At 38.4% G+C, this 25,203-nt stretch carries 21 protein-coding genes, 1 tRNA gene, 2 rRNA genes and 3 pseudogenes; 6 read left to right on the top strand and 21 right to left on the bottom strand.

Features of this window, described 5'->3' with window-relative positions; translation table 11 throughout:
* The first annotated feature begins 133 nt into the window (after positions 1-133).
* Entirely contained in the window at positions 134-1,405 is a 1,272-nt protein-coding gene (locus AB3U99_RS02495) for an FAD-binding protein (protein ID WP_400245209.1), read from the top strand.
* 498 nt (positions 1,406-1,903) lie between these two features.
* Here the strand turns inward: AB3U99_RS02495 and AB3U99_RS02490 are convergent, their stop codons facing one another.
* The 3 genes from AB3U99_RS02490 to AB3U99_RS02480 all read right to left on the bottom strand — a co-directional run bounded on the left by AB3U99_RS02490 (position 1,904) and on the right by AB3U99_RS02480 (position 4,824).
* Positions 1,904-3,577 carry a ribonuclease J gene (locus AB3U99_RS02490; RefSeq protein ID WP_400245208.1) on the bottom strand — a complete coding sequence of 558 codons (1,674 nt, stop codon included), beginning with the start codon at positions 3,575-3,577 and terminating at the stop codon, positions 1,904-1,906.
* Positions 3,578-4,183: 606 nt separating this feature from the next.
* Complete coding sequence (locus AB3U99_RS02485) at positions 4,184-4,570, bottom strand: retropepsin-like aspartic protease (protein WP_400245206.1); 387 nt, start codon at positions 4,568-4,570, stop codon at positions 4,184-4,186.
* Positions 4,567-4,824, bottom strand: coding sequence for a hypothetical protein (locus AB3U99_RS02480; protein WP_400245205.1), 258 nt, complete (start codon positions 4,822-4,824; stop codon positions 4,567-4,569). Before AB3U99_RS02480 ends, AB3U99_RS02485 begins: the two co-directional genes overlap by 4 nt.
* A 545-nt stretch (positions 4,825-5,369) precedes the next feature.
* On the opposite strand from AB3U99_RS02480, the gene AB3U99_RS02475 reads away from it, so the two are divergent.
* Positions 5,370-5,867, top strand: a complete 498-nt coding sequence (locus AB3U99_RS02475; RefSeq protein WP_400245204.1) for a site-specific integrase — start codon at positions 5,370-5,372, stop codon at positions 5,865-5,867.
* Positions 5,868-6,092: 225 nt separating this feature from the next.
* Here the strand turns inward: AB3U99_RS02475 and AB3U99_RS02470 are convergent, their stop codons facing one another.
* The 3 genes and pseudogenes from AB3U99_RS02470 to ureC all read right to left on the bottom strand — a co-directional run.
* Complete coding sequence (locus tag AB3U99_RS02470; RefSeq protein WP_400245203.1) at positions 6,093-7,058, bottom strand: DUF3800 domain-containing protein; 966 nt, start codon at positions 7,056-7,058, stop codon at positions 6,093-6,095.
* Positions 7,059-7,290: 232 nt separating this feature from the next.
* Positions 7,291-7,596: a hypothetical protein gene (locus AB3U99_RS02465; protein WP_400245202.1), complete on the bottom strand. Its 306-nt coding sequence runs from the start codon at positions 7,594-7,596 to the stop codon at positions 7,291-7,293.
* A pseudogene (ureC, locus tag AB3U99_RS02460) lies at positions 7,586-7,921 on the bottom strand (urease subunit alpha); the annotation flags it as partial. The pseudogene ureC and the gene AB3U99_RS02465, both read right to left, overlap by 11 nt.
* Before the next feature lie 42 nt (positions 7,922-7,963).
* On the opposite strand from ureC, the pseudogene AB3U99_RS02455 reads away from it, so the two are divergent.
* Positions 7,964-8,900 (top strand): annotated as a pseudogene (locus AB3U99_RS02455) (LLM class flavin-dependent oxidoreductase); the annotation flags it as partial.
* A gap of 258 nt (positions 8,901-9,158) precedes the next feature.
* Here the strand turns inward: AB3U99_RS02455 and AB3U99_RS02450 are convergent.
* From AB3U99_RS02450 to groES, 6 genes and pseudogenes are all read right to left on the bottom strand, one after another.
* A pseudogene (locus AB3U99_RS02450) lies at positions 9,159-9,350 on the bottom strand (bifunctional diaminohydroxyphosphoribosylaminopyrimidine deaminase/5-amino-6-(5-phosphoribosylamino)uracil reductase); the annotation flags it as partial.
* A complete protein-coding gene (locus AB3U99_RS02445; RefSeq protein WP_400245201.1) occupies positions 9,343-10,095 on the bottom strand; it encodes a GTP cyclohydrolase II in 753 nt (250 codons plus the stop codon). The gene AB3U99_RS02445 and the pseudogene AB3U99_RS02450, both read right to left, overlap by 8 nt.
* Before the next feature lie 407 nt (positions 10,096-10,502).
* Entirely contained in the window at positions 10,503-11,276 is a 774-nt protein-coding gene (locus AB3U99_RS02440) for a Cof-type HAD-IIB family hydrolase (RefSeq protein WP_400245200.1), read from the bottom strand.
* A 267-nt stretch (positions 11,277-11,543) separates the two neighbouring features.
* Entirely contained in the window at positions 11,544-11,684 is a 141-nt protein-coding gene (locus tag AB3U99_RS02435) for a hypothetical protein (protein ID WP_400245199.1), read from the bottom strand.
* A 279-nt stretch (positions 11,685-11,963) separates the two neighbouring features.
* Positions 11,964-13,595, bottom strand: coding sequence for a chaperonin GroEL (gene groL, locus AB3U99_RS02430; protein ID WP_400245198.1), 1,632 nt, complete (start codon positions 13,593-13,595; stop codon positions 11,964-11,966).
* Positions 13,596-13,666: 71 nt separating this feature from the next.
* Positions 13,667-13,951 carry a co-chaperone GroES gene (gene groES, locus AB3U99_RS02425; protein ID WP_400245197.1) on the bottom strand — a complete coding sequence of 95 codons (285 nt, stop codon included), beginning with the start codon at positions 13,949-13,951 and terminating at the stop codon, positions 13,667-13,669.
* A gap of 357 nt (positions 13,952-14,308) precedes the next feature.
* Between groES and AB3U99_RS02420 the strand changes: the two genes are divergently transcribed.
* Positions 14,309-15,043 (top strand): lysostaphin resistance A-like protein, encoded by a 735-nt coding sequence (locus tag AB3U99_RS02420; RefSeq protein WP_400245196.1) that lies wholly within the window; start codon positions 14,309-14,311, stop codon positions 15,041-15,043.
* 1 nt (position 15,044) lies between these two features.
* Positions 15,045-15,266, top strand: a complete 222-nt coding sequence (locus AB3U99_RS02415; RefSeq protein WP_400245195.1) for a YdiK family protein — start codon at positions 15,045-15,047, stop codon at positions 15,264-15,266.
* A 154-nt stretch (positions 15,267-15,420) separates the two neighbouring features.
* Here the strand turns inward: AB3U99_RS02415 and AB3U99_RS02410 are convergent, their stop codons facing one another.
* Positions 15,421-16,089, bottom strand: coding sequence for a redox-sensing transcriptional repressor Rex (locus AB3U99_RS02410; protein ID WP_400245194.1), 669 nt, complete (start codon positions 16,087-16,089; stop codon positions 15,421-15,423).
* 39 nt (positions 16,090-16,128) lie between these two features.
* Complete coding sequence (gene moaC, locus AB3U99_RS02405; RefSeq protein WP_400245193.1) at positions 16,129-16,614, bottom strand: cyclic pyranopterin monophosphate synthase MoaC; 486 nt, start codon at positions 16,612-16,614, stop codon at positions 16,129-16,131.
* 139 nt (positions 16,615-16,753) lie between these two features.
* On the opposite strand from moaC, the gene AB3U99_RS02400 reads away from it, so the two are divergent.
* Complete coding sequence (locus tag AB3U99_RS02400; RefSeq protein WP_400245192.1) at positions 16,754-18,682, top strand: ABC-F family ATP-binding cassette domain-containing protein; 1,929 nt, start codon at positions 16,754-16,756, stop codon at positions 18,680-18,682.
* A gap of 190 nt (positions 18,683-18,872) precedes the next feature.
* On the opposite strand, the gene tsaD is transcribed toward AB3U99_RS02400, so the two are convergent.
* From tsaD to AB3U99_RS02365, 7 genes are all read right to left on the bottom strand, one after another.
* On the bottom strand, positions 18,873-19,907 hold the full coding sequence (gene tsaD / locus AB3U99_RS02395) for a tRNA (adenosine(37)-N6)-threonylcarbamoyltransferase complex transferase subunit TsaD (RefSeq protein WP_400245191.1): 1,035 nt from the start codon (positions 19,905-19,907) through the stop codon (positions 18,873-18,875).
* On the bottom strand, positions 19,904-20,350 hold the full coding sequence (gene rimI / locus AB3U99_RS02390; protein ID WP_400245189.1) for a ribosomal protein S18-alanine N-acetyltransferase: 447 nt from the start codon (positions 20,348-20,350) through the stop codon (positions 19,904-19,906). The genes tsaD and rimI overlap by 4 nt, the downstream gene beginning before the upstream one ends.
* On the bottom strand, positions 20,350-21,066 hold the full coding sequence (gene tsaB / locus AB3U99_RS02385) for a tRNA (adenosine(37)-N6)-threonylcarbamoyltransferase complex dimerization subunit type 1 TsaB (RefSeq protein WP_400245188.1): 717 nt from the start codon (positions 21,064-21,066) through the stop codon (positions 20,350-20,352). Before tsaB ends, rimI begins: the two co-directional genes overlap by 1 nt.
* Complete coding sequence (gene tsaE, locus AB3U99_RS02380) at positions 21,063-21,518, bottom strand: tRNA (adenosine(37)-N6)-threonylcarbamoyltransferase complex ATPase subunit type 1 TsaE (protein WP_400245187.1); 456 nt, start codon at positions 21,516-21,518, stop codon at positions 21,063-21,065. Before tsaE ends, tsaB begins: the two co-directional genes overlap by 4 nt.
* Before the next feature lie 287 nt (positions 21,519-21,805).
* Positions 21,806-21,879: transfer RNA gene (locus AB3U99_RS02375), tRNA-Met, on the bottom strand.
* 19 nt (positions 21,880-21,898) lie between these two features.
* Positions 21,899-22,016: ribosomal RNA gene (gene rrf / locus AB3U99_RS02370) — 5S ribosomal RNA — on the bottom strand.
* Positions 22,017-22,107: 91 nt separating this feature from the next.
* Positions 22,108-25,044: ribosomal RNA gene (locus AB3U99_RS02365) — 23S ribosomal RNA — on the bottom strand.
* Positions 25,045-25,203: the final 159 nt, after the last annotated feature.

The raw sequence follows: 25,203 nt of genomic DNA, 5'->3' as shown, positions 1-25,203 counted from the left end.
ATTTTTTCTTTAGACATCAAAAATGAAAAATAGGACTAATTACCTTTATTATTACAAATCATAATAATTGAAAATTCCCTCTTCTTATGTGTATAGTTAAACTACATAAAACAGCAAAAAAGGAGTGGGACTCATGGTTTTGGAAAGAAATTGGGCTGGTAATTTTCAATATAGCACGACTAGCTGGCATGAACCAGAAACAGTTGAAGAAGTTCAACAATTGGTTTCAAGATTAACCAAGCTTCGTGTAATCGGAACGCGTCACTCGTTTAATAGCATTGCAGATTCAATTGATAATATAGTATCCTTGCAAAAGCTTAACAAGGTCTTACACATTAACCACGAAAATGAAAGCGTAACCGTAGAAGCTGGAATAAAGTATGGAGACCTTTGCCATATTCTTCAGCAACATGGCTATGCCTTACATAATCTCGCTTCCCTTCCCCATATTTCCGTTGCTGGAGCTTGTGCAACAGCGACACATGGTTCAGGTAATAGCAATCAAAATTTAGCTGCAGCAGTACGTGCGATGGAAGTTGTTACCGCGGATGGAAGTATTGTAACCTTTTCAAGGGAAAAATCAGAAGAGGAGTTACAGGGAGCTGTCGTAGGACTAGGTGGAATCGGGGTTGTCACAAAGCTAACACTAGATATCCTTCCTGCTCATCAAATGAGGCAGGATGTTTATGAAAAGCTTCCATTAGCACAACTAGCTGACGACTTTGATGCCATTTATTCTAGCGCTTATAGTGTCAGCCTATTTACCGACTGGCAGGACGAAACGTTTAATCAAGTATGGCTGAAAAGCAAACTGACAGATGAGCAGCATTTTTCGTTAGGAGAAAACTTTTATGGAGCAAAAGCCGCCACAGAAAATCTCCATCCCGTCCCAGGAGTCGGCGCAGAGAATTGTACAGCACAGCTTGGCGTGCCAGGGGACTGGCTTGATCGCATGCCACACTTCCGAATGGACTTCACGCCAAGTAAGGGTCAGGAGCTACAAAGTGAATATATAATGGCCCGAGAGCATGCCTATGAAGCTCTTTGTGCACTTAGTGAAATCCGTGAACAAATTGCACCACATTTATTTATATCCGAAGTACGGACAATTGCACAGGACGAACTTTGGTTAAGTCCATCCTATAAGCAGGATTCCGTTGCCTTTCACTTTACCTGGCAGGATAAATGGGAGGAAGTTCAACAGGTACTGCCACTAATCGAAGCCAAGCTTGAGCCTTTCCAAGCAAAGCCACATTGGGGGAAACTGTTTACAACCTCCCCTGAAAAAATACAATCACTTTATGAAAAAATGCCTGACTTTCAGCAACTGCTTATGAAGTATGACCCAAATGGTAAGTTTCGGAATGATTTTTTAAATAGATATGTATTTGGTGAGGGGAAGTGAATTTGTTTGTAGGATGGATCGGGATTGGTAGGTTGCAGATAGATTGAAAGGTTAATAATAATTTAAGTATCGAGTTTTCAAAAGGGTATAATGCATCACATTAAGTCCCCTGTTAGTTGAAATCGGTCATAAAAAGAATGGAAGCTTAAGTGATAGCTTCCATTCTTTTTATGACAAGGCTCTGATATTATTCATTGTTGATTTTCTTGTAGATAGGAGAACTCATAGGCGGAAAATTTCCGACTACTGTATATAGAGGGAGCTTAAGTTGCAGATATAAACGGAGATATTCCGACTAACTGCTCTAAATAAGACAAAATACAAAGATTTGGATACTATAAACGGAAAAACCTCCTTTATTTTTAAGGAAATATGGACATTTCCCAATTTAAACGGAATGATACCGTTTATTTTTCAAACACAGTAAAATCAGCATTCCGTTATAACAGAGCCTATGACAAAATAAATAAGATACCTTGAAACACATCTTTTTTATCTCTAAATCTCAATAATAATTGGAAGAATCATCGGCTTTCTCTTCGTTTGATTAAATAGATACTGTCCAACTGATTTTTTTATGTTTTGTTTCATTACATTCCATTGCCGGATATTCTCTGATTGCAAGTCGTTCACAGCCTTTTTCGCCAAACGATTTACTTCTTTTAGTAGCTCATCTGCGTTACGGGCGTAAACAAATCCCCGGGTAATCGTATCAGGTCCGGAAATAAGCTTCCTATCTACCTTGCTAATCGTGATAACGACAACAAGCATCCCATCCTCTGATAGTTGCTTTCTATCACGTAATACAATATCTCCAACATCGCCAACACCCATTCCATCTACATACGTATCCCCCGCTGGAATAGAGCGAGTCTGAAAAGCCACCCCATTTTTGATATCAAGGACTTCCCCATTTTTAATAATAAAGGTATTTTCCCTTTTCACTCCAACTGATTCAGCTAATATCTGATGATGATGAAGCATACGGAATTCACCATGAATCGGCACAAAATAAGTCGGTTTCATTAAGGTTAACATAAGCTTTAGGTCTTCTTGATAGCCGTGACCAGAAACGTGCATTCCAGTCGTACTGCCGGAACCATAAATTACTTTAGCACCGAGTTGAAATAAATTATCTATGATTTTCGAAACATCTTTTTCGTTTCCGGGGATTGGGGATGCTGCTAAAATAACCGTATCCCCAGGATAAATGGAAACATCGCGAAAGTTACCACTTGCTAACCGTGATAAAGCTGCCATCGGCTCGCCTTGACTTCCTGTACACAGAATAGCAACTTTTTCTGGTGGGAGTTTATCTATTTCGCTGGCATCGATTAACATTCCCTCTGGCATATTAAGATACCCACGTTCAATAGCTACATTCACAATATTCACCATACTGCGACCAAGCAAAGCTATTTTTCGATTTGTTTTCATTGCAGATTCCACTACTTGCTGAATTCGATTAACATTCGATGCAAATGTAGAAATGAAAATTTTGCCGGTTGCCTTTATAAAGGCTTCGTCCATATGGGATCCTACCATTTGTTCAGAAGGAGTCATTCCTTTACGCTCTGCGTTGGTACTTTCAGATATTAAAGCTAAAACTCCCTGCTGGCCGATTTCTGCCATCTTATGTATATCGGCAAATTGGTTATTGGCTGGTGTTAAGTCAAACTTAAAATCACCAGTGTGGACAACATTTCCTTCTGCCGTATGAAAAACAATTCCAAGACAGTCAGGTATACTATGACTCACTTTAAAAAAAGAAACTTGAACTTGTCCAAATTCCAACTTTGAATTGGAGTCTATGGTAATTAATTTAGTATCTCCTCTTAACCTATGCTCGTCGATTTTTAATTCTATTAAACCTAGGGTGAAATGCGTAGCATAAATTGGAACATTTAATTTTCTTAGGAAATAAGGAATACCACCTATATGGTCTTCGTGACCATGGGTAATAAGTAAAGCCTTGATTTTATCCTTATTCTCTTCTAAATAAGTTATATCAGGAATAATTAAATCAATCCCCAGTAAGCTTTCATCAGGAAATTTACCGCCACAATCAATGATAAAAATCTCGTCCTCATATTGAACCACATACATATTTTTTCCAATTTCATTTATACCGCCTAGAGCAAAGAAAGACAAAGCATTTTCAGTGACTTTCATTGTTATCCTCCTATCACAACTAAATATGTTTATTATTCCTTTTTTTAAAACTTTCATGCAGCGGAAAAGAACCCATTCATATTTTTAGTTTCTCTATTACGAATTAGTCTACAATCATAGAGCAATTAAGGCATAATAATGAGGATACATGTAAACTATTTACTTTTACGTTTCCAAGAAATAAAAAAGAGGCTTACCAAAAGTTCAAAGAACTTTTGGTAAGCCTCTCATTTAGAACCCTATTTGAAAAACGTTATCTTTTTATACCCCATCAGTCTTTTCAGGGGTGCTAAAAATCTTCTTCTTAATAGGGATTCAAGCAAGCTTGATTACATCATGCCGCCCGTAAGCTTTGAGGGTGTAATATCGTTAACGAGAGGTGCAAAAAACGCGGTAAATCAACGTTTTGGATGTTTTTGGCTGTAACATCTTTAACGGAGATTTACCTGATTCAACCTCCATCGAGGGGCCATCCCTCATCTCTGATGTGTCTTTCACAGCACACCAAAAAACCTTGAAAGCAATGGTTGCTTTCAAGGTACATAGAACCTTAAAAGACATTACTTGTTGTGTATACGGCAAAAAAATATCCCCTTTGAAGAGGATTTACTTTATTGATATATTAAGTCTTTGCAAGTCAATAACAAGACCAACTTCCTTCATGAAATCGTATCCGATAATACCATCAATCTCAAGACCGTAATCCATTGAACCTAATTCAACATTGAAGTTTTGTATCTCTATTTCATCCTGAATAGATATTCTATCTACATTTTTTGTATAAACGAACTCAAGTCCACCGACTCCTTGAATAGTTTGTGTTACATCGTTTGCTTCTGGCTTTACCCCTATTTCTTCAAGTTTATTCACATTAAAGATGGTTCCAGCAGAGCCAGTATCAAGTAAAACATTTTCTAGCTTCAAGCTTTGCCCGCGAAAAGTTACAGTAGCCTCTATATATGGTAATTCTGATAATTCTTTTATCAGAATCATATTTTTCTAAGTCCTGTCCATTTCTTCTCCCGTATATCGAGATTTTCTCTAGAAGTATGGAAAAAGTAAAGTTCACGGTTAGGTTTTTGCTTGTGTAATTCATGATGTCGCCGAAATGCCTCCATTGAGTCATCAAAAGAATCTATTACGGCTATTTCATCTACTATTCGATAATTACTCTCTGAGTGCGCTTCAATTGCCTCAATTACAACCCATTTATCTGGGTATGCTTTTCGAACTTGTTCCCATAACATTTGTACTCCCCCTTTACAAGGTAGTTACTTCTTATTCCCATTCTATCAAAAATTCCTCTCATATACCTTAAGATAATATGGAATAACTTTATTATCTTCCTTATTTAAATCGCCTATTAAAGTACTTATCCCTCTTACAAGACGAATTATTAACTTCCTTACAGGACATAATGGATATTTGTTACAAAATACATTATAAAGTGAGGTCATTCAATGAAATGAAAGGATATTTCTAAAATCATTAAAGGTCTGACAGGATTCCTCGATGTAAAATCCTTGCTCAAGTTCATGAACGAGAGCGGTAGCAGCTACTTCTGCCTCCTTCTTAGTTGGATAACCGCTTATTAAAAAAGACCGAGCAGAATTTGCTTACCTAAAAAAGATAAGAAAACCCTCGAACAGTTGGAAAAAGAAGAACTTGCCTTGTTTTTAAAAACAGCCAAAGAACATGGTTTGGAACACGATTACTTAGCATTTCTCATTCTTTCCTATTAGGTATTCGAGCTGGGGAGTTAATCGCACTCAAATGGAAAGATATTGATTTTGTGAATCACACCATCAGCATCACAAAAACGTGTTACAATCCAAGCAATAATGCTCTGAAATATCAACTGGGTACTCCAAAAACGAGAAAATCGAGAAGGAAAGTCATTGTAGATGAAGATGTCATCGAGGCGCTAAAGGAACATAAAAAGGTTCAAGAAGAGGTAATCGAGCGATTAGGGGATGCCTACTATAACCAAGATTTTATCTTTGCCAAAATGCAACGACAGTACGGTTATTCTATTGTGATCAAAAATGTTCGAGACCGTATGAAAAGGCTACTAAAAATCGCAAATCTAAATGAAGAGTTAACACCACACTCTTTGCGACACACTCATACATCCCTACTAGCCGTAGCCCGTGTGTCACTCGAACAAATCATGGACCGTCTAGGACATACTGACGATCAAATTACGAAAAATGTGTATCTCCACGTTACCCAAGAAATGAAAAAAGAAGCCTCTCAAAAGTTCAGTGAACTCATGAGAAGCCTCCGTTAATTTACTTCAATGTTAGCAAACGACTCTCATCTTACCAACAAATCCTTATCTTTCAAGGGTTCGAGGGGCTTATTACATCATGCCGCCCCTATGGTGAGAGTGTGTTTTTCTACAATGATGTGTGATGAGAATGCAGTATCAAGCTTTTGTTAATTTCTTACTGTAACATCGTTAACCTGAATTTACGGTTTGGAGATGAGTGCGTTAGCAAAATGTTAGCATAAACTAAAATTCATTATAGTAATTTTGCATGATAAAAGTATTTCTTCCTTTGCCATCTAGTTGGTCAAGATATCCAAGTAACATCCTTAATTGATTATTTGTATATCCCAATTTCAACCGTAAATCTTTAGTACTTTCATTTGGTAATTTAATGTTAGAAATCTTTGTCATTTCTCCAACATCAAATTGGGTTTTAAAAACAATAAATTGAGACAAATATTCTGAGATATCCACCTCATGAATAATGTCTTTTTGTCCATCCCATTTAAAAATGTTGATTTGCTTCTGAAATAAATCTATATTATTGCCTTCGATTAAAAAACGGTAAATAAGATCACTTTTAATTATTGGTTTATCGTCTTCAAGGTTCAGGTAAGACTTCTCCATTAAAAACACAACAATCCCCATAAATAAATCTACAATTTGAAGAGGGATTGATTTATGTGAATCCTTATACCAAGCCTTATTAACATAATATTTCATTCCACGATATATTGCGTGTGCATTCATTTGCTGTTTTAGCTTTGAATATACTCTCATCTTTCCATATTCAGGGCTGTGATCAACAATAATTTCAACCGTTCTATAATCATCTGAAAGACCTCTAGTCAAACCGTAAAATAGTCTTTCGGGAATTTTAACGTAAAACAAGTTACGTAATTCTGTGACTGAAATATCAGCGCTCTTAGAAAAGTATAATGCTGTATCATTATCTACCACAAAAATGTTAATTTGAAAGTTTGTTTTAAGAAAATGATGTAAACAATACAAGTATGGAGCAATATCCTTATCATTGTTGTATTCAGTAAAATGATATTCACTTTTCTTACCAGTCAACCTTAATATTTGTTGAATATCTTCAACTATTTTTTCACACTTATTTTGTTCTACACCATATGCGCCATAATAGGAATATTTTTTCTCTGCATCTAATTTATTTGACTCATCGAAAAAGATAGAGTATTTCAAATGTCGTCACCTTCTTGACTATAAGTGAATATTTCATTATAATTAACATATATTATATCATGTATTACTTCCAGTCACCGCTTTGACAGGGAGTTATTTTAGAAAGACCATCCAGCCACCGTTTTGGCAGGATGGTCTTTTATTTTTTATATGTTATTGTTGTACAGTAAACATTTTTAATTTTTCTCTTCTAGTTTTATAGTAAATCTAAGCTTTTCTCAGCCTTTAACTTTTACTCTTTAGCTTCATCAATGTCTATTATAGGGGCATTATTCATAAAACCTGAATTATTTAGTTTTGCCTCTAAGCTTCTAAACACTCTTTCAAGCCCTTGAATCGAACTTTCCACATAGTCTATTTGTTTTTCTGTAAACAATAAATCTGCTAAGTCTCTAACTGCTTTAAAAACAATTTTAACTTCATCGCTAGTTTTGGAGTGGACAAACTTATAACTGTTCTCTTCGAAGGCATGATGTTCTTGATTTTGTCCACGCCAGTTAATTAGATCTTTTCTTATTTTTTGAATACATGAGTTCAACATTGCCCATCAATAATGGGTTTCCCGCTTTACCAATAGCAATATAACCATCCTTTACACCAATACCAGCTTTATAAATGCCTGTATAATCGAGAATAATGGCATTGGTGAAAACTAAATCGAGACTCTCCGCTCTAGTTGCTAAAGGATGCTGCCCCATTCCTTCCCGGATCACCTTGCCACCGTCAAACTTCACTTCGTCTCCATATGTTGTATAATCTTTTTCGATTTCATTAAATAGTTCGGTATCTGCCAAACGGACGGCATCCCCAACTGTTGGACCAAACATATCAGCATACTGCTTTCTGGACATTTTAAAGCTCATTAGTCTACCTCCTATCTACTGGACCGTTAGTGCTGGGAGTATACACCCGCTGATTCTTTTAAGAACTCGCTTGATTTGGCGCAGCATGCTGAGGAATGGGGATTTAATCGTTACTAGGTGGCAGAACACCATAATATGGCGCCAATCGCAAGTTCTGCTACTTCCGTCCTCATAAGCCACATAGCCGCTAGAACATCCAAAATACGCGTTGGATCTGGTGGGATTATGTTACTCAACCACTCTTCCTTAATCATCGCAGAGCAATTTGGCACATTAGAGTCCCTATACCCTAACCGTATAGATTTAGGGTTGGGCCGTGCACCAGTTACTGATCAATTAACAGCACGTGCTTTAAGAAGAGATAGAAATGTTGAATTTCCTGATCAATTGAATGAATTGATGGCTTATTTTAATCCAGCTAAATTTGCTTCAAATAATCCAGTAAAAGCTATCCCAGGCGAAGGATTACAAATACCTATATGGTTATTAGGATCAAGTGATTTTAGCGCACGCTTAACAGCCCAGTTAGGTCTTCCTTTTTTCATTTGCTGGTCACTTTTCTCCATCCTTCACAACCCCTGCTATTAAGTCATATAGGGAGAATTTTAGACCTTTAGATATATTAAAAGAGCCTTATGTCATGATGGGGCTGAACCTAACAGCAGCAGATACCGATGAAAAGACAAAATGGTTGTTTTCTTCAACAGAACAACATTTTCTCTGACTGGTTCGGGGAAAGCCGGTACAAATCCAACCAGCAGCGGATAGGGACAAGATTTGGAATGGGTATGAAAAACAAGCTGTCTACCAATCAATATTTGGAAGTATTGTAGGTAGCCCACAAACCGTTAAAGAACAACTCGAAGAAATGATTGAAAATACTCAAGTAGATGAAATTATGTTAACTTCATATATGTTTATATTTAATCATGAAGACCGGTTAAGATCATATGAAATTGTAAGTGAATTCATAAAGTAAGATTTTAGAGGTGTATAACGAATGAGTATATTGCTACATTAGCTAGTATCGGGCAGCAAAGTGCCTACCTTACCCTGGTTAAAAATAAAAAGGCTTCCCAATCATTCAGTGAACTTTTGGGAAGCCTCGATTAATATCCTCAATGTTAACAAAATGTTAGCATCTCACTCTCATCTTACATAAACCCTTATATAGTTCTGCCCAATCAGCTATTCTTGGAAAATTCAAATGTCTATTGTAAGGTTATTCTTTTACAAAGACTTTAATTTTGCCACCTTGTGCCTTTTCCCCAGCCATACGAAGGGCATGGATTTCAGCATGAGGTACCAATGCCTCTACTCGATTGTCATTAACAATTACAGCTCCTACTAACGGATTGGGATCTGTCTGCCCTTTCATTGTCTTTGCATTTTGTATAGCCAAATCCATGTAGAATTCATGACTAGTCATTACTAAATGTCTCCTCTTCTCCTATATGACCCGAACGGTTTACTTTTGTTGCTAGATACTTTTTATTAAAGGCTGATTGATCTCCCCATAGCGCATGTCTTCCTGATACAGTTAAACCTGCATTTTTTAATGCCTCTATTTTTTTGGGGTTATTGGTCATTAGGGTTACAGGTTTACTTCTCAACGCTTCTAATACATGAATAGCATCACTATAATTTCTAGAATCATCAACAAAACCAAGCGCTTCATTTGCCTCAACAGTATCGTAGTCATTTTCTTGAAGAATGTAAGCCATCGCTTTACTAAATAGACCAATTCCTCTTCCTTCGTGATTTGCTAGATAAAATAAAGCTCCTGTACCATGCTCAACAATATTTTTCATGGATTGTTTTAATTGAAATCCACAATCACACCTTTTGCTTCCAAAAATATCTCCTGTATGACAGATGGAATGCATTCTAATTAATGCTTCGTTGCTATAGGCAAAATCGCCATAGGTTAAAATACTGGATTGCTGGAATTCAGCCAAATTAGCTGAGGATAACTTTTCAATAATTCGATCAAAATCCTCGGTTACCTCTTCACAATTTAACCAGCAATACCATTTAAACACGACTGTTTCTCCAAACAAATTAACAGGAAGATTTATAGGTCCCACTAAATAGATGGCGCCTTTCTCTGTTTTAATTAATTTAATTTTATCTTCAAGTACAGAAAGAATTGGTTTTATCTTAGTTTGTGTCATCTGTATTCCACCTTCCAATCTAGTTATAACACTCTTGCGGATATAATAAATATGATAAATCTCCTGGTAACTTTTTTGAAGTAGGAACCTTAAAGTAAAATAAGAACCTTTTGGTAACTAATAAACCATTCAAAGGAAAATAGTTAAAGAACAGCCCGGGGAATCTAAAAATAAATTTTGCTACTTGCCCTAAACTCTATAATTTATGATAGGACTAAAAATGAGAGCAAGGCCTCTGAAATAGAAGTAATGCTCCTTTGGCTACACTAGTTTAAATTAGCTCCGTAAAAGATGTTACTGATAAATTAAGAAGAACATGAAGAAGTAATTAGAGAATTATTTACTTATACAATAGTCTTATACACACCAGAAGGAAGATCAATCATCGGTTCGCTATAACTAAGGTTTTAAATCAAATTTAACTGTTTTAAACCATTTATTATTCCATCTTCCGAATTAGATGAAGTCACCAAATCACTAATTTCTTTCAATTCTGCAACAGCATTACCCATAGCTACAGATGTTCCGACTGCTGCAAACATTTCCATATCATTCTTATCATCACCAAATGCAAAAGTATTTTCTTTTTTTATTCCCGTTACTTCTAGAAACTTAGCAATTCCTGTACCTTTTGTAATCCCAGCTGGCATTACATCTAATGCATATTTATGCCATCTTGGAAAGTACATATCTGTATATCTCTGTTTATACGCCTCTTCATCTGGACTCTCGCAAAACAACATTAATTTATAAATGGTATTGTCATGATAATAATTGGAATCAACAATTGGATATATCATCTTGGCGGGTTCAAAAACGTCCCTAACATAATAATTATCCCCCACAGACGATCTCAAATCATCAAGACTAGAATATACCAATGGGTCTTTGTTACTTGCTGCAAAAGAGGTGATATCATCTAAAAATTCTCGGCTAAAAGTTTCCTTTACAACTTCCTTCCCTTCATGAACAACATACTGCCCATTGATCGTAACATACGTCTCAATTTTCAATTCTTCCAATACCCACTGAATTCTAGATGGCGGTCGTCCAGTAGCAACTGCAGGAACTATATTTCTTTCTCTTAGCTGTCTAATGGCAATTTTAGTAGATTCAAGTATTGATTTTTCGTTATCCAATAGGGTTCCGTCCAGATCAAAGAAGACAATTTTTTCACTCATACATTCTCCCACTCTCTCTTTTATTTTCATTTAATCATTCAGCTCCAATTTCGAAACGAAATAGGGATAGATCTTTTTTTAAAAATCAAGCTGACATTACTAATTGCAGTTTAAAATCATAATATATACGATAGGAACTTTTGAAAAGTAGGCACCTTAAAGTTATATAGAAACCTTTTAGTAACTAATGGAGGTGGATAATATGAAGAAAATAAAAAAGGAACTTCCTCTTTGTCCTGTTGAAACCAGAGTAGGATTATTTAGTAACTAAATGAAAAATCCTAATTCCATTGTAATTCCCATAGCCAACAATAAGGAACACAAGTCTATATATAATTCTTTTTGGTTGGTATTGAGCGTTATTTTTTCTTTACCTTTTAAAACCTCTATTCCTTTAAAAGCATCCATCTTAAATTATTTCCTCAGCATTTACCATTTGGTTCTCCATACGTTATCCACGAATTTACCAAGTAACATTTCGTAATTCTTATAATCGTTTTAGTTGTGTTCCTGAATCGTCTGTCGTCCAAAAAGTCTTGATAAGCAAATTTTAATAACACAAAAAACCACTCCCTAAAATTTTATAGGAAGTGGTTATTGCTATTGATATAAGTTTATTACATGACTACTTCTCAGAAAGGGCGAAAAATAGCTTTCACTACTTCTCAAATGTTTGGCTTAAAAGCCTTACATCATGCCGCCCATTCCACCCATACCGCTCATATCAGGCATTGCAGCGCTACCAGCTGGTTCTGGCTTGTCAGCAACTACAGCTTCTGTAGTTAAGAACATAGCAGCAACAGAACCTGCGTTTTGTAATGCAGAACGAGTAACTTTAGTTGGGTCAACGATACCAGCTTCGATCATATTTACCCACTCGCCGTTAGCAGCATTGAAGCCTGTTCCTACTGGTTCGTTTTTCAATTTCTCAACGATTACAGATCCTTCTAGGCCTGCGTTGAATGCGATTTGACGAACTGGCTCTTCGATTGCACGTAGAACGATGTTTATACCAGTTGCTTCGTCGCCTTCTGCTTGGATAGCAGCTACTTTATTGTATACGTTTAGAAGTGCTGTACCACCACCTGCTACGATACCTTCTTCTACAGCAGCACGAGTAGAGTTTAGAGCGTCTTCGATACGTAATTTACGTTCTTTTAATTCTGTTTCTGTTGCAGCACCAACTTTAACTACCGCTACACCACCAGCAAGTTTTGCAAGGCGCTCTTGTAGTTTTTCACGGTCAAATTCAGAAGTAGTTTCTTCTAATTGAACACGAAGTTGGTTTACGCGTGCTTGGATATCATTAGATGAACCTGCACCTTCAACAATAGTAGTAGTTTCTTTTGTGATTACTACTTTTGCAGCGCGTCCTAAAGATTCAATTGTTGTTGTTTTAAGCTCTAAGCCAAGATCTTCTGTGATTACTTGACCGCCAGTTAGAACAGCGATATCTTCTAGCATTGCTTTACGACGATCACCGAAGCCAGGAGCTTTAACAGCTACTGCAGTGAATGTACCGCGAAGTTTGTTTAATACTAATGTAGCATTTGCTTCGCCTTCTACGTCTTCTGCAACGATTAATAATGGTTTACCTTGTTGAACTACTTGCTCTAATACTGGTAAAATTTCTTGGATATTCGAAATCTTCTTATCTGTGATTAAGAGATATGGATTTTCAAGAACAGCTTCCATTTTATCAGAATCAGTTACCATATAAGGTGAAACATATCCACGGTCGAATTGCATACCTTCTACTACATCTAATTCAGTAGTGAAGCCTTTTGATTCTTCGATTGTGATAACTCCGTCGTTACCGACACGTTCCATTGCTTCAGCAATTAATTGTCCTACTTCTTCATCAGCAGAAGAAATGGCAGCAACTTGTGCGATAGAAGCTTTGCCTTCAATTGGTTTAGAAATAGCTTTTAACTCTTCAATTGCAGCAGCAATCGCTTTGTCCATCCCTTTGCGGATACCCATTGGGTTAGCGCCAGCTGTAACGTTTTTAAGTCCTTCGCGAATCATTGCTTGAGCTAGAACTGTTGCAGTTGTTGTACCGTCCCCAGCAACATCATTTGTTTTGCTTGCTACTTCCGCAACAAGTTTTGCACCCATGTTTTCAAATGCATCTTCTAATTCGATTTCTTTTGCGATTGTTACACCATCATTTGTGATAAGTGGTGAACCATATTTTTTCTCAAGAACCACGTTGCGTCCTTTTGGTCCAAGTGTTACTTTTACAGCATCTGCTAGAGCATCTACCCCACGCAGCATAGCACGGCGAGCTTCTTCACTAAATTTAATATCTTTAGCCATTTTGAAAAACCTCCTCAAGTATTGTTATCTCATGTATTTTTTATTACGTAATCTCTTATGTTAAAATAGAATTAGCTAACGATAGCTAAAATGTCGCTCTCGCGAAGAATTAAGTACTCTTTCCCTTCGTATTTCACTTCAGTACCAGAGTATTTTGAGAAGATAATGCGGTCATCAACAGATACTTCAAGCGCAACACGCTCTCCGTTATCTAATACGCGACCAGTTCCTACAGCTACTACTTTGCCTTCTTGAGGCTTTTCTTTAGCAGAGTCCGGTAATACGATACCACTTGCAGTTTTTTCTTCTGTTTCAACAAGCTCAATAATAATGCGATCTCCTAATGGCTTTAACAAGTGAAACAACCTCCTCAAATTATATACATTTTATTTTCTTATTAGCACTCAATCGCTATGAGTGCTAACACAATTATTATATTAATTAATCTTTTCTCATAATGCAAGAGACAAGACTTATTTTTTCGTAAATTTTTTTCTAGTTTCTATTGCCCTTAGAAAGTATATACGTTAAAGCTTTAAATATTCACTCTTTCTATTTTTTAGTTGTTACTATTTGAAACAGAGCACTGCTTATTAGTAGAATAGGAAGTATGATTGTCTCTTTGCCCAAATATAATAAATACTGATTAGCCTAGATATATTCCTTTTACACAAATTTATTAAACCTATCAATTATTTAAAGGAGCTTTTATTTTGAAAAAAGAATATTGGATTATCTTAATAACTTATATCGCCATGCAGCTCTCCACTTTTGTTGGAGTTCCGGTCGTTCTTTTTATCGCTGATTTACTTGGGTACAATCCAGCTTCTAAACCGGTTCAATTCCAATCTGGCGTTATTTGGCTAATAGTTAGTTTTATCGTTGCCTTAATCATCTGTCTTGTTTTGTTAAGAAAAGAATTCAGACATCCAATGCGTGCAGATGTGATGAGCATTCCTTCTTCTATCGGCTGGGCAATTGGCGGTGTTTTTCTATCTTTATTTGCCCAGAGTTTTGCAGGAATAATTGAACAGTTATTAGGCATTAAACCAGGATCAGAAAACACGGAACAAATCATGCGTCTTATTGATGCCGCACCATTTGTTATTCTGGTAGTAAGTATCATTGGACCGATATTAGAGGAAATTGTTTTCCGCAAAATCATTTTCGGTTCCCTTTACAAGCGATTCGGATTTTTTATCTCTGCACTAGTTAGTTCCCTTATCTTTGCAGTTGCTCATATGGATTTTGTCCATATCCTACTATACGCAAGCATGGGCTTTACATTCGCCTTCCTTTATGTAAAGACAAAAAGAATCCTTGTGCCAATCTTTGCCCATGTCGCAATGAATACACTAGTAGTTATTATGCAATTAAACTATGACAGAATTATCGAATGGCAGGAAAAATATTCGGGCGTAACACAATTTATTGGAGGATTTTTATAAAATGAGAAGATCACCGTTATTTTCAGGAGTTCTATATATTATTTTCGGAGCTCTTTTTACGTATTTTGCGATCCACGATCTACAAAGAAACCAAGACTGGGGATTCTATACGTATTTATTAGTCATTCTAGCAACCTTTGATATCGGCTCAGGAATAAAATTAATCAACTTTCACTTTTTCCTAAAAAAAAACCATGCCGATACAAAAAAACCAAAACAATGATAGAAAGGCTTTAGGCAATTTAATAAGAAAACTAAATTGCCTAAACTAAAGTTGATTGGAGCGGAAATCAACAGGCCACATTTTAACTTTTTCTAAAAAAAATGCGTGTATAAGAATGTAGTTACCGCTACACCCTTATACACGCATTTCCTTTTTACTCTTCCGTTTCCTCTGCCTCGACATCCGGCGTAGGATAATGCTTTAAGAAATAAACAAGTGATTGCAGCTCCACAGCTAAATCAATATGATGAACTCTCACATTTGCTGGCACATTTAAGCGAGCAGGAGTGAAATTCAATATCCCTTTGATCTTGCTCTCTACTAAACGATCCGTAATAGTCTGTGCCGCATTTGCCGGTACCGTTAGTATAGCTACTTCTACGCCATTCTCTTGCAGAACTTTCTCTAAATCATCCATATGATGAATAGGCACATCGTTCACTAAAGTGCCAATCTTGTCTTCTATAACATCGAATCCTACTTCTATTTTTGTGTTATTATTTTTTAAGAAGTTATATTTTAAAAAGGCAACCCCTAGATTACCAACACCGATTAAAGCTACTTTCGTTAGTTCATCTTGATCTAATGTTTTACGGAAAAAGGACAATAAATAGTTTACATTGTATCCATATCCCTTTTTTCCAAGCGCACCAAAATAAGAGAAATCCCGTCTTATTGTTGCAGAATCTACCTTCACCGCTTCACTTAATTCAGCAGAAGACACTCTCTGCTTGCCTGATGAATGTAAGTTTTTTAAAAAACGATAGTATAATGGTAACCGCTTTGCTGTTGCCTGCGGTATTTTCATTACCTCATTGTGCATACTTATCCCCTACCTATATTTAAAAATTAGCAGTTATTTCTACTGCTCTCTTTTGTAATCGCCGCTTTTCCCACCTGATTTCTCGACTAAATAAGTGGGGCCAATTACCATCCCTTTATCCATACTTTTACACATATCATAAATTGTTAACGCTGTAACAGATGCAGCAGTCAATGCTTCCATTTCCACGCCCGTACTTCCGACTGTCTTTACGGTTGCGGAAATAATCAATTGAAAATCTTCCGCATCTTTTTCCCATTGAAACGATATATCGACACCCTTCAACATAATGGGGTGACACATAGGTATAATGTCAGCTGTTTTTTTAGCAGCCATAATTCCTGCTACTTGGGAAACTGCTAGTACATCCCCCTTTTTTATTTCCTGCTTTGTGATTTTCTCATAAACTTCTTCACTTACTTTAATACTAGATAGAGCAACAGCTATGCGAGCGGTTTCAGTTTTTTCTGATATATCAACCATTTTCGCACGGCCTTCCTGATTAAAATGTGTAAACTCCCCCATAATAACACCTCTATCGAAAATGATACACTATTTTAAGGAGAATGTGTATTTATTATCACTTTTTTCCCATTTCCCCTTTATTGCAGGATAACGTATTTATAGGTTACACTTATGGTACATAATCCCCTGAGGTGAAGAAATGATACTATTACAAGTAAATCAGCTATCGAAGCACTTTGGAGCTGAACTTATCTTATCAAATATAAAATTAGAAGTACAAACAAGAGACCGCATCGCTCTAGTGGGAAGAAATGGAGCTGGAAAATCTACCCTATTAAAAATAATCGCCGGGCAGCTATCTTATGACTCCGGTGAAATCATAAAGCCGAAAAATGTCGAAATAGGCTATCTTGCTCAAAACACTGGTTTAGAATCAAGTCTTTCGATTTGGGATGAGATGTTAACCGTTTTCCATGCGCTTCAAGTAAAAGAAAAGCATTTAAGAAAACTGGAACAACAGATGTCAGATCCTAACACAATCGAAAATCCAGACGCCTTTGAGAGAATTTTAAAGGAATATGACCACCTGCAATTTGAATTTAAAGAAAGTGGTGGCTATCAATACGAGGCAGATATCCGTTCCGTTTTACATGGACTAAACTTTAATACATTCGATTACAGTACAAAAATCTCTACCTTAAGTGGTGGTCAAAAAACAAGATTAGCATTAGCAAAGCTTCTGCTAACTACACCAGATATTCTAATACTAGACGAACCAACAAACCATCTAGATATTGAAACATTATCCTGGTTAGAGCAATACTTACAAGGCTACAAGGGTGCCGTGTTAATCGTTTCCCATGACCGTTATTTTCTTGATAAAGTAGTGACTCAAGTGTACGAAATATCCAGACACCATATTCAAAAGTTTATTGGTAACTATAGCGGTTATCTTGAGCAAAAAGCGGCAAATTATGAGCGTGAAATGAAACTTTTCGAAAAACAACAAGATGAAATTGCAAAATTAGAGACATTCATTCAAAAAAACCTAGCACGAGCGTCTACAACCAAAAGAGCGCAAAGCCGTAGAAAAACTTTGGATAAAATGGAACGGATGGATCGTCCTGACGGCAATGAAAAATCGGCGTCCTTTGGCTTTGAAATTACCAAACAAACTGGAAATGATGTTTTAAAAATTAATGACCTTTCCATTGGCTATAAAGATAGTACGGTATCTGAGCATATTTCCTTCCAAATTAATAGAGGAGATAGTGTTGCCCTTGTTGGTCCAAATGGTGTTGGTAAATCAACGCTATTAAAAACAATCATTGATAAGCTGCCTAAGCATGCTGGATCCATAGTACTCGGATCGAATGTCATGATTGGATACTACGATCAAGAACAAGCAGAACTAACCTCCAATAAACGAGTACTAAATGAGTTGTGGGATGATTTTCCACTTACCCCTGAAAAAGATATCCGGACCGTCCTTGGCAATTTCTTATTTTCAGGAGACGATGTTTTAAAAATTGTAAATTCATTAAGTGGTGGGGAAAAGGCACGTCTCGCATTATCAAAGCTAATGATGGAGAAACCAAATGTCTTAATCTTGGACGAGCCAACAAACCATTTGGACTTAGACAGTAAAGAAGTGCTTGAAAATGCCTTAATTGATTACCCAGGTACTATTCTTTTTGTTTCACATGACAGATATTTTATTAACAGGATTGCGACAAAGGTGATTGAATTAGATAAGGATGGATCCACAGAATTTTTAGGCGACTATGATTATTATGTGGAGAAGAAGCTGGAGCAAGCAGAAATTCAAGCATTAGAAGCAAATGGCGCTGTAAAACAAGCACAAAATACAGGGACAGAAGAGAAAAGTTCTTACCAAATGAGCAAGGAAGCGCAAAAATTAGAACGTCAAAGATTAAGAAGAATTGAAGAAATAGAAACAACTATTGAAGAGCTAGAAACAAAAGTATCAGAACAGGAAGCTCTTCTATGCGAGCCTGAAATTTTCCAAGATCACGAAAAGGTATTGGAGCTAAATAAAAACCTTGAACAGTTAAAAGATCACATGGAACGTTTAATGGATGAATGGACCGAATTATCAGATAAGTAAAAAGTACTGGGTATTCATTTACCCAGTACTTTTTTTCCACACTATTATTCACATATTAAGAAGTTGTTTTATAAGCTTTCCACATATTTACCCACATTATCCACAAATCTATAATGAATTACTCACATTATCCACAGATTGTGTATATAACATCATATTTATTCACAATTACGCATATAGGGAAAAAGTCTTACTCTATTCCATTGTGGATTGTTATATCTAATCCTGGGTTTCCGTTCAAATCCAATTGTGCTCGCTGCCCTTTTTCAAAGAAAATAGTTCCCGCTGCAGCAATCATTGCCGCATTATCTGTACATAAAGCTAATGGTGGAATCGTTAATTTTACGAAATCCATCTCTTTAAACTTATCCACAAGCGCTGTCCTAAGTCCTTTATTAGCAGCAACCCCGCCTGCTAATACAACTTGCTTTACTTGGTACTGCTCTGCCGCCTCGACAGTCTTTGATACCAATACTTCCACAACACTTTCCTGAAAGCTAGCTGCCAAATCTTCTGGTCTAATAACTTCTCCACGTTGCTCTGCGTTATGCACAGTGTTGATAACTGCTGATTTCAAACCACTAAAGCTAAAATCATATGTCCCTTCAATCCATGCTCTTGGCAGTTTAACCGCCTTTGGATTTCCTTCTGCTGCTAGTCGATCAATATGTGGACCACCTGGATAAGGAAGATTAAGTGTTCTCGCAACTTTATCATAGGCCTCTCCAGCCGCATCATCCCTTGTTTCTCCTATAACTTCAAAATGGCCATGCTCTCTCATTACTACTAATTCTGTATGCCCACCAGAAACCACGAGTGCTAGTAAAGGAAATTCTAAGTTATCCACAAGTTGATTGGCATAAATATGCCCAGCAATATGATGTACACCCACAAGTGGGATATCATGTGCAAAACTTATCGCTTTAGCAGCATTCACTCCTATTAAAAGAGCTCCTACCAAACCCGGTCCTTCTGTTACGGCAATAGCATCGATTTCTTCATAAGTGACATCTGCTTTGGAGAGTGCTTCTTCCATTACAAGCGTAATTTGCTCGACATGATGTCTTGAAGCAATTTCTGGAACGACTCCACCAAATCGCTTATGGCTTTCAATTTGAGAAGCAACAATATTTGAAAGGATTTCCGTTCCATTTTTTACAATTGAAACCGCTGTTTCATCACAGCTTGTTTCCATACCCATTATAATCACATTATTATTTTTCATAATTTCACCCACATTACTAAAGCATCTTCTTGATTATCTGTGTAATACTTCTTTCTAATTGCACCATTTTGATATCCTAGTTTTCTATATAAATTCTGTGCTACAACATTTGTTACACGTACTTCTAATGTCATAGAAGTCGCACCAAGCTGCCTCGCCTCTTCCATTACCTTTATAAGTAACGTTTCACCAAGCTTTTTTCCTCTGTATTCTGGCAAAATAGCGATATTTGTAATATGAGCTTCATCTACAACAATCCATACTCCACAATACCCGACAAGCCCTTCTTCATGTTGGATTACAATATATTTAGCAAATCGATTTTGTGTTAGCTCATTATAAAAAGCCTCTTTACTCCAAGGAGTAGTAAAAGAAATCGTTTCGATTTTAAAAACATCATCGATATCCGCAACTGTCATATAGCGAAATTCAAATGCTGACATTATCCCCTGTCTTCCTTTTTCTCTTTTTTATTTGCTTTCAGCCAATTTGCCTCTGCCTCTGCTAACCGTATATAATTAGGTGTAAACGTATGTATCGCTTCAGCTGGTCTTGATTCTCCTAACATAGCAAGGATAGACGGTCTCGGGTTAAAGTCCACTGCATCTGCTAAATATGCAAGATCACCTAATCCATCCTTTAAGATTTCTTCATGAAGAGGTAAATCATTCCCAACAAATAATACGCTTTTCTTCAATGGAGCAAGCTGCTGAGCCCAATCTGTAGATAAAATCAATTGATCATTTTTTATTATTTCCACTTCATTACTTGCAAATTGATAAAGCCCTGTATAAATCTGTCCTCTTCTAGCATCGAATAGCGGAGACACATAACCATCAAAATACCGTCCTACAGATGCAGCAAGTACTTCTAGACTAGATACACCTACTAATGGAATATTTAATGTCCAGGCAAGTGTTTTTGCAATGGTTACCCCAATCCGAACACCAGTATAAGATCCTGGCCCTTTTGCTACTACAATTTTGGAAAGATCCTTTGGCTTTATATCACAGTCCTTCATTACTTGCTCAATCGCAGGCATCGCTCTAATCGAATGATTCTTTTTCAGGTTTGTGATAAACTCCCCGATTACCTTTCCATCTTCATATAAAGCAATACCTAAAACAAAATTTGACGTATCTATTGCTAATATCTTCATTCAAATAACTCCTTACATAATTGCATATAGCGAGAACCTTTAGGGGATAAAACTATTTTTCTTCCTGAAGTGTTGTCATAAAACAATTGAATTTGCAAAAATTCCACTGGCAGCTGGTCCTCAATTAAATGGGCCCATTCCACAACAGTAACTCCATCCCCTTCAAAATACTCATCAAAGCCTAAATCTTCCTCACTATCCTTTAATCGATAGACATCCATATGATATAACGGTAATTTCCCTTGATACTCTTTAATTATTGTAAAGGTTGGACTGTTAACCGTTTTAGCTATTCCTAACCCCTTTGCTATTCCTTTTGTAAAAGTTGTTTTGCCAGCCCCAAGATCACCTTCTAAAGTAATTACATCTCCTGCTTCTAAAAGCAAGCCAATTCGCTCAGCAAAACCAATCGTCTCTTCCGCATTATCTGCCTTCCATTCAAAGTTTTTCATAAATTTCTCCTAATACAAATTTAATAATGGTATATCCTTTATTATACTCAATAAACCTATGAGTCTAAAGTAAGTCTCCTTGTTTTTTCAAGGAAACAGAATAGTTTCTCTTAAATTCCAAAAAGAAATACAAAATTCAATTCAAATTACTCAATTATACTTTAACTTCTTTTTCAACTAATAAAATCAGTCTGTTTACTTAGTTATCCACAGTCTCTCCATTTTAGAAGTTCTTAGACGAACAAAAAAATCCTTAGGTTTCTTCCTAAGGATTTTTCATTGTTTGATTGCGGGGACAGGATTTGAACCTGCGACCTTCGGGTTATGAGCCCGACGAGCTACCAGACTGCTCCACCCCGCGACGATATAAAATAATAAAAGCCTGGCGACGTCCTACTCTCACAGGGGGAGAACCCCCAACTACCATCGGCGCTTTAGAAGCTTAACTTCCGTGTTCGGTATGGGAACGGGTGTGACCTTCTCGCTATCGCCACCAGACTATTTTATTTTTGAGGTTATTCCCTCAAAACTAGATTATGAAGTAAAAGATAAGAAATGAGTAATCTTTCTTAGCTTACGCTAAGAGTTTTTAGTTAAGTCCTCGATCTATTAGTATCAGTCAGCTCCACATGTCGCCACGCTTCCACCTCTGACCTATCAACCTGATCATCTTTCAGGGATCTTACTAGCTTACGCTATGGGAAATCTCATCTTGAGGGGGGCTTCATGCTTAGATGCTTTCAGCACTTATCCCTTCCGCACATAGCTACCCAGCGATGCCTTTGGCAAGACAACTGGTACACCAGCGGTGCGTCCATCCCGGTCCTCTCGTACTAAGGACAGCTCCTCTCAAATTTCCTACGCCCACGACGGATAGGGACCGAACTGTCTCACGACGTTCTGAACCCAGCTCGCGTACCGCTTTAATGGGCGAACAGCCCAACCCTTGGGACCGACTACAGCCCCAGGATGCGATGAGCCGACATCGAGGTGCCAAACCTCCCCGTCGATGTGGACTCTTGGGGGAGATAAGCCTGTTATCCCCGGGGTAGCTTTTATCCGTTGAGCGATGGCCCTTCCATGCGGAACCACCGGATCACTAAGCCCGACTTTCGTCCCTGCTCGACTTGTAGGTCTCGCAGTCAAGCTCCCTTGTGCCTTTACACTCTACGAATGATTTCCAACCATTCTGAGGGAACCTTTGGGCGCCTCCGTTACTTTTTAGGAGGCGACCGCCCCAGTCAAACTGCCCACCTGACACTGTCTCCCACCCCGATAAGGGGTGCGGGTTAGAATGTCAATACAGCCAGGGTAGTATCCCACCAATGCCTCCACCGAAGCTAGCGCTCCGGCTTCCAAGGCTCCTACCTATCCTGTACAAGCTGTACCAAAATTCAATATCAGGCTGCAGTAAAGCTCCACGGGGTCTTTCCGTCCTGTCGCGGGTAACCTGCATCTTCACAGGTACTATAATTTCACCGAGTCTCTCGTTGAGACAGTGCCCAGATCGTTACACCTTTCGTGCGGGTCGGAACTTACCCGACAAGGAATTTCGCTACCTTAGGACCGTTATAGTTACGGCCGCCGTTTACTGGGGCTTCAATTCAGAGCTTCGCACTAAGTGCTAACCCCTCCTCTTAACCTTCCAGCACCGGGCAGGTGTCAGCCCCTATACTTCGCCTTGCGGCTTCGCAGAGACCTGTGTTTTTGCTAAACAGTCGCCTGGGCCTATTCACTGCGGCTCTCTCGGGCTTTAACACCCAAAAGAGCACCCCTTCTCCCGAAGTTACGGGGTCATTTTGCCGAGTTCCTTAACGAGAGTTCTCTCGCTCACCTTAGGATTCTCTCCTCGCCTACCTGTGTCGGTTTGCGGTACGGGCACCATAAATCTCGCTAGAGGCTTTTCTTGGCAGTGTGGAATCAGGAACTTCGGTACTATATTTCCCTCGCCGTCACAGCTCCGCTTTTATGGTAATGGGATTTGCCTCATTACCGGCCTAACTGCTTGGACGTGCTAATCCATCAGCACGCTTACCCTATCCTCCTGCGTCCCCCCATTGCTCAAACGATTTAAAGGTGGTACAGGAATATCAACCTGTTGTCCATCGCCTACGCTTTTCAGCCTCGGCTTAGGTCCCGACTAACCCTGAGCGGACGAGCCTTCCTCAGGAAACCTTAGGCATTCGGTGGATGAGATTCTCACTCATCTTTCGCTACTCATACCGGCATTCTCACTTCTAAGCGCTCCACCAGTCCTTACGGTCTAGCTTCGACGCACTTAGAACGCTCTCCTACCACTGACATCATAGATGTCAATCCACAGCTTCGGTGATACGTTTAGCCCCGGTACATTTTCGGCGCAGAGTCACTCGACCAGTGAGCTATTACGCACTCTTTAAATGGTGGCTGCTTCTAAGCCAACATCCTGGTTGTCTAAGCAACTCCACATCCTTTTCCACTTAACGTATACTTTGGGACCTTAGCTGGTGGTCTGGGCTGTTTCCCTCTTGACCACGGATCTTATCACTCGTAGTCTGACTCCCAAGAATAAGTATTTGGCATTCGGAGTTTGTCTGAATTCGGTAACCCGATGGGGGCCCCTAGTCCAAACAGTGCTCTACCTCCAATACTCTAAATCTTGAGGCTAGCCCTAAAGCTATTTCGGAGAGAACCAGCTATCTCCAAGTTCGATTGGAATTTCTCCGCTACCCACACCTCATCCCCGCACTTTTCAACGTGCGTGGGTTCGGGCCTCCATCCAGTGTTACCTGGACTTCACCCTGGACATGGGTAGATCACCTGGTTTCGGGTCTACAACCACATACTATTTCGCCCTATTCAGACTCGCTTTCGCTGCGGCTCCGTCTTATCAACTTAACCTCGCATGTAATCGTAACTCGCCGGTTCATTCTACAAAAGGCACGCTATCACCCATAAATGGGCTCTAACTACTTGTAGGCACACGGTTTCAGGATCTATTTCACTCCCCTTCCGGGGTGCTTTTCACCTTTCCCTCACGGTACTGGTTCACTATCGGTCACTAGGGAGTATTTAGCCTTGGGAGATGGTCCTCCCTGCTTCCGACGGGATTTCTCGTGTCCCGCCGTACTCAGGATACACTCAAGAGGGAACGAAGTTTCGACTACAGGGTTTTTACCTTCTACGACTGACCTTTCCAGATCGATTCGTCTACCCCGTTCCTTTGTAACTCCATATAGAGTGTCCTACAACCCCAAGAGGCAAGCCTCTTGGTTTGGGCTAATCCCGTTTCGCTCGCCGCTACTCAGGGAATCGCGTTTGCTTTCTCTTCCTCCGGGTACTTAGATGTTTCAGTTCCCCGGGTCTGCCTTCAGTACCCTATGTATTCAGGTAAAGATTCTATCCCATTACGGATAGAGGGTTTCCCCATTCGGAAATCTCTGGATCAAAGCTTACTTACAGCTCCCCAAAGCATATCGGTGTTAATCCCGTCCTTCATCGGCTCCTAGTGCCAAGGCATCCACCGTGCGCCCTTTCTAACTTAACTTAAGTTTCGACCAAAGATAAGCGGCGTATCTCTTCGTCAACTTCCTCACTCTGCTCCTCACGTACTAGCGTACGCTCCGGTGCTCGCTCGGTCGCTTCCTTGACCTACTTGCTTCTCTTTGCTCTCAAATCTTCGAATAAATAGTCGTTCAATACGATT

Origin of the sequence: Niallia tiangongensis (assembly GCF_044704065.1) — a bacterium.
Taxonomy (GTDB): domain Bacteria; phylum Bacillota; class Bacilli; order Bacillales; family Cytobacillaceae; genus Niallia; species Niallia tiangongensis.
Note: the sequence above shows the minus strand (reverse complement) of the source record. Positions and strands in the feature narration are given on the sequence as shown.

Bases quoted from the DNA above. Each gene is read 5' to 3' on its own strand.
- AB3U99_RS02490 (WP_400245208.1), bottom strand. From the start codon at position 3,577: ATGAAAGTCACTGAAAATGCTTTGTCTTTCTTTGCTCTAGGCGGTATA.
- AB3U99_RS02410 (WP_400245194.1), bottom strand. From the start codon at position 16,089: ATGCACAATGAGGTAATGAAAATACCGCAGGCAACAGCAAAGCGGTTA.
- AB3U99_RS02435 (WP_400245199.1), bottom strand. From the start codon at position 11,684: ATGGATGCTTTTAAAGGAATAGAGGTTTTAAAAGGTAAAGAAAAAATA.
- groL (WP_400245198.1), bottom strand. From the start codon at position 13,595: ATGGCTAAAGATATTAAATTTAGTGAAGAAGCTCGCCGTGCTATGCTG.
- moaC (WP_400245193.1), bottom strand. From the start codon at position 16,614: ATGGGGGAGTTTACACATTTTAATCAGGAAGGCCGTGCGAAAATGGTT.
- AB3U99_RS02480 (WP_400245205.1), bottom strand. From the start codon at position 4,824: ATGTTATGGGAACAAGTTCGAAAAGCATACCCAGATAAATGGGTTGTA.
- AB3U99_RS02445 (WP_400245201.1), bottom strand. From the start codon at position 10,095: ATGACACAAACTAAGATAAAACCAATTCTTTCTGTACTTGAAGATAAA.
- AB3U99_RS02495 (WP_400245209.1), top strand. From the start codon at position 134: ATGGTTTTGGAAAGAAATTGGGCTGGTAATTTTCAATATAGCACGACT.
- AB3U99_RS02400 (WP_400245192.1), top strand. From the start codon at position 16,754: ATGATACTATTACAAGTAAATCAGCTATCGAAGCACTTTGGAGCTGAA.
- tsaE (WP_400245187.1), bottom strand. From the start codon at position 21,518: ATGAAAAACTTTGAATGGAAGGCAGATAATGCGGAAGAGACGATTGGT.
- tsaB (WP_400245188.1), bottom strand. From the start codon at position 21,066: ATGAAGATATTAGCAATAGATACGTCAAATTTTGTTTTAGGTATTGCT.
- AB3U99_RS02440 (WP_400245200.1), bottom strand. From the start codon at position 11,276: ATGAGTGAAAAAATTGTCTTCTTTGATCTGGACGGAACCCTATTGGAT.
- rimI (WP_400245189.1), bottom strand. From the start codon at position 20,350: ATGTCAGCATTTGAATTTCGCTATATGACAGTTGCGGATATCGATGAT.
- AB3U99_RS02485 (WP_400245206.1), bottom strand. From the start codon at position 4,570: ATGATTCTGATAAAAGAATTATCAGAATTACCATATATAGAGGCTACT.
- AB3U99_RS02415 (WP_400245195.1), top strand. From the start codon at position 15,045: ATGAGAAGATCACCGTTATTTTCAGGAGTTCTATATATTATTTTCGGA.
- tsaD (WP_400245191.1), bottom strand. From the start codon at position 19,907: ATGAAAAATAATAATGTGATTATAATGGGTATGGAAACAAGCTGTGAT.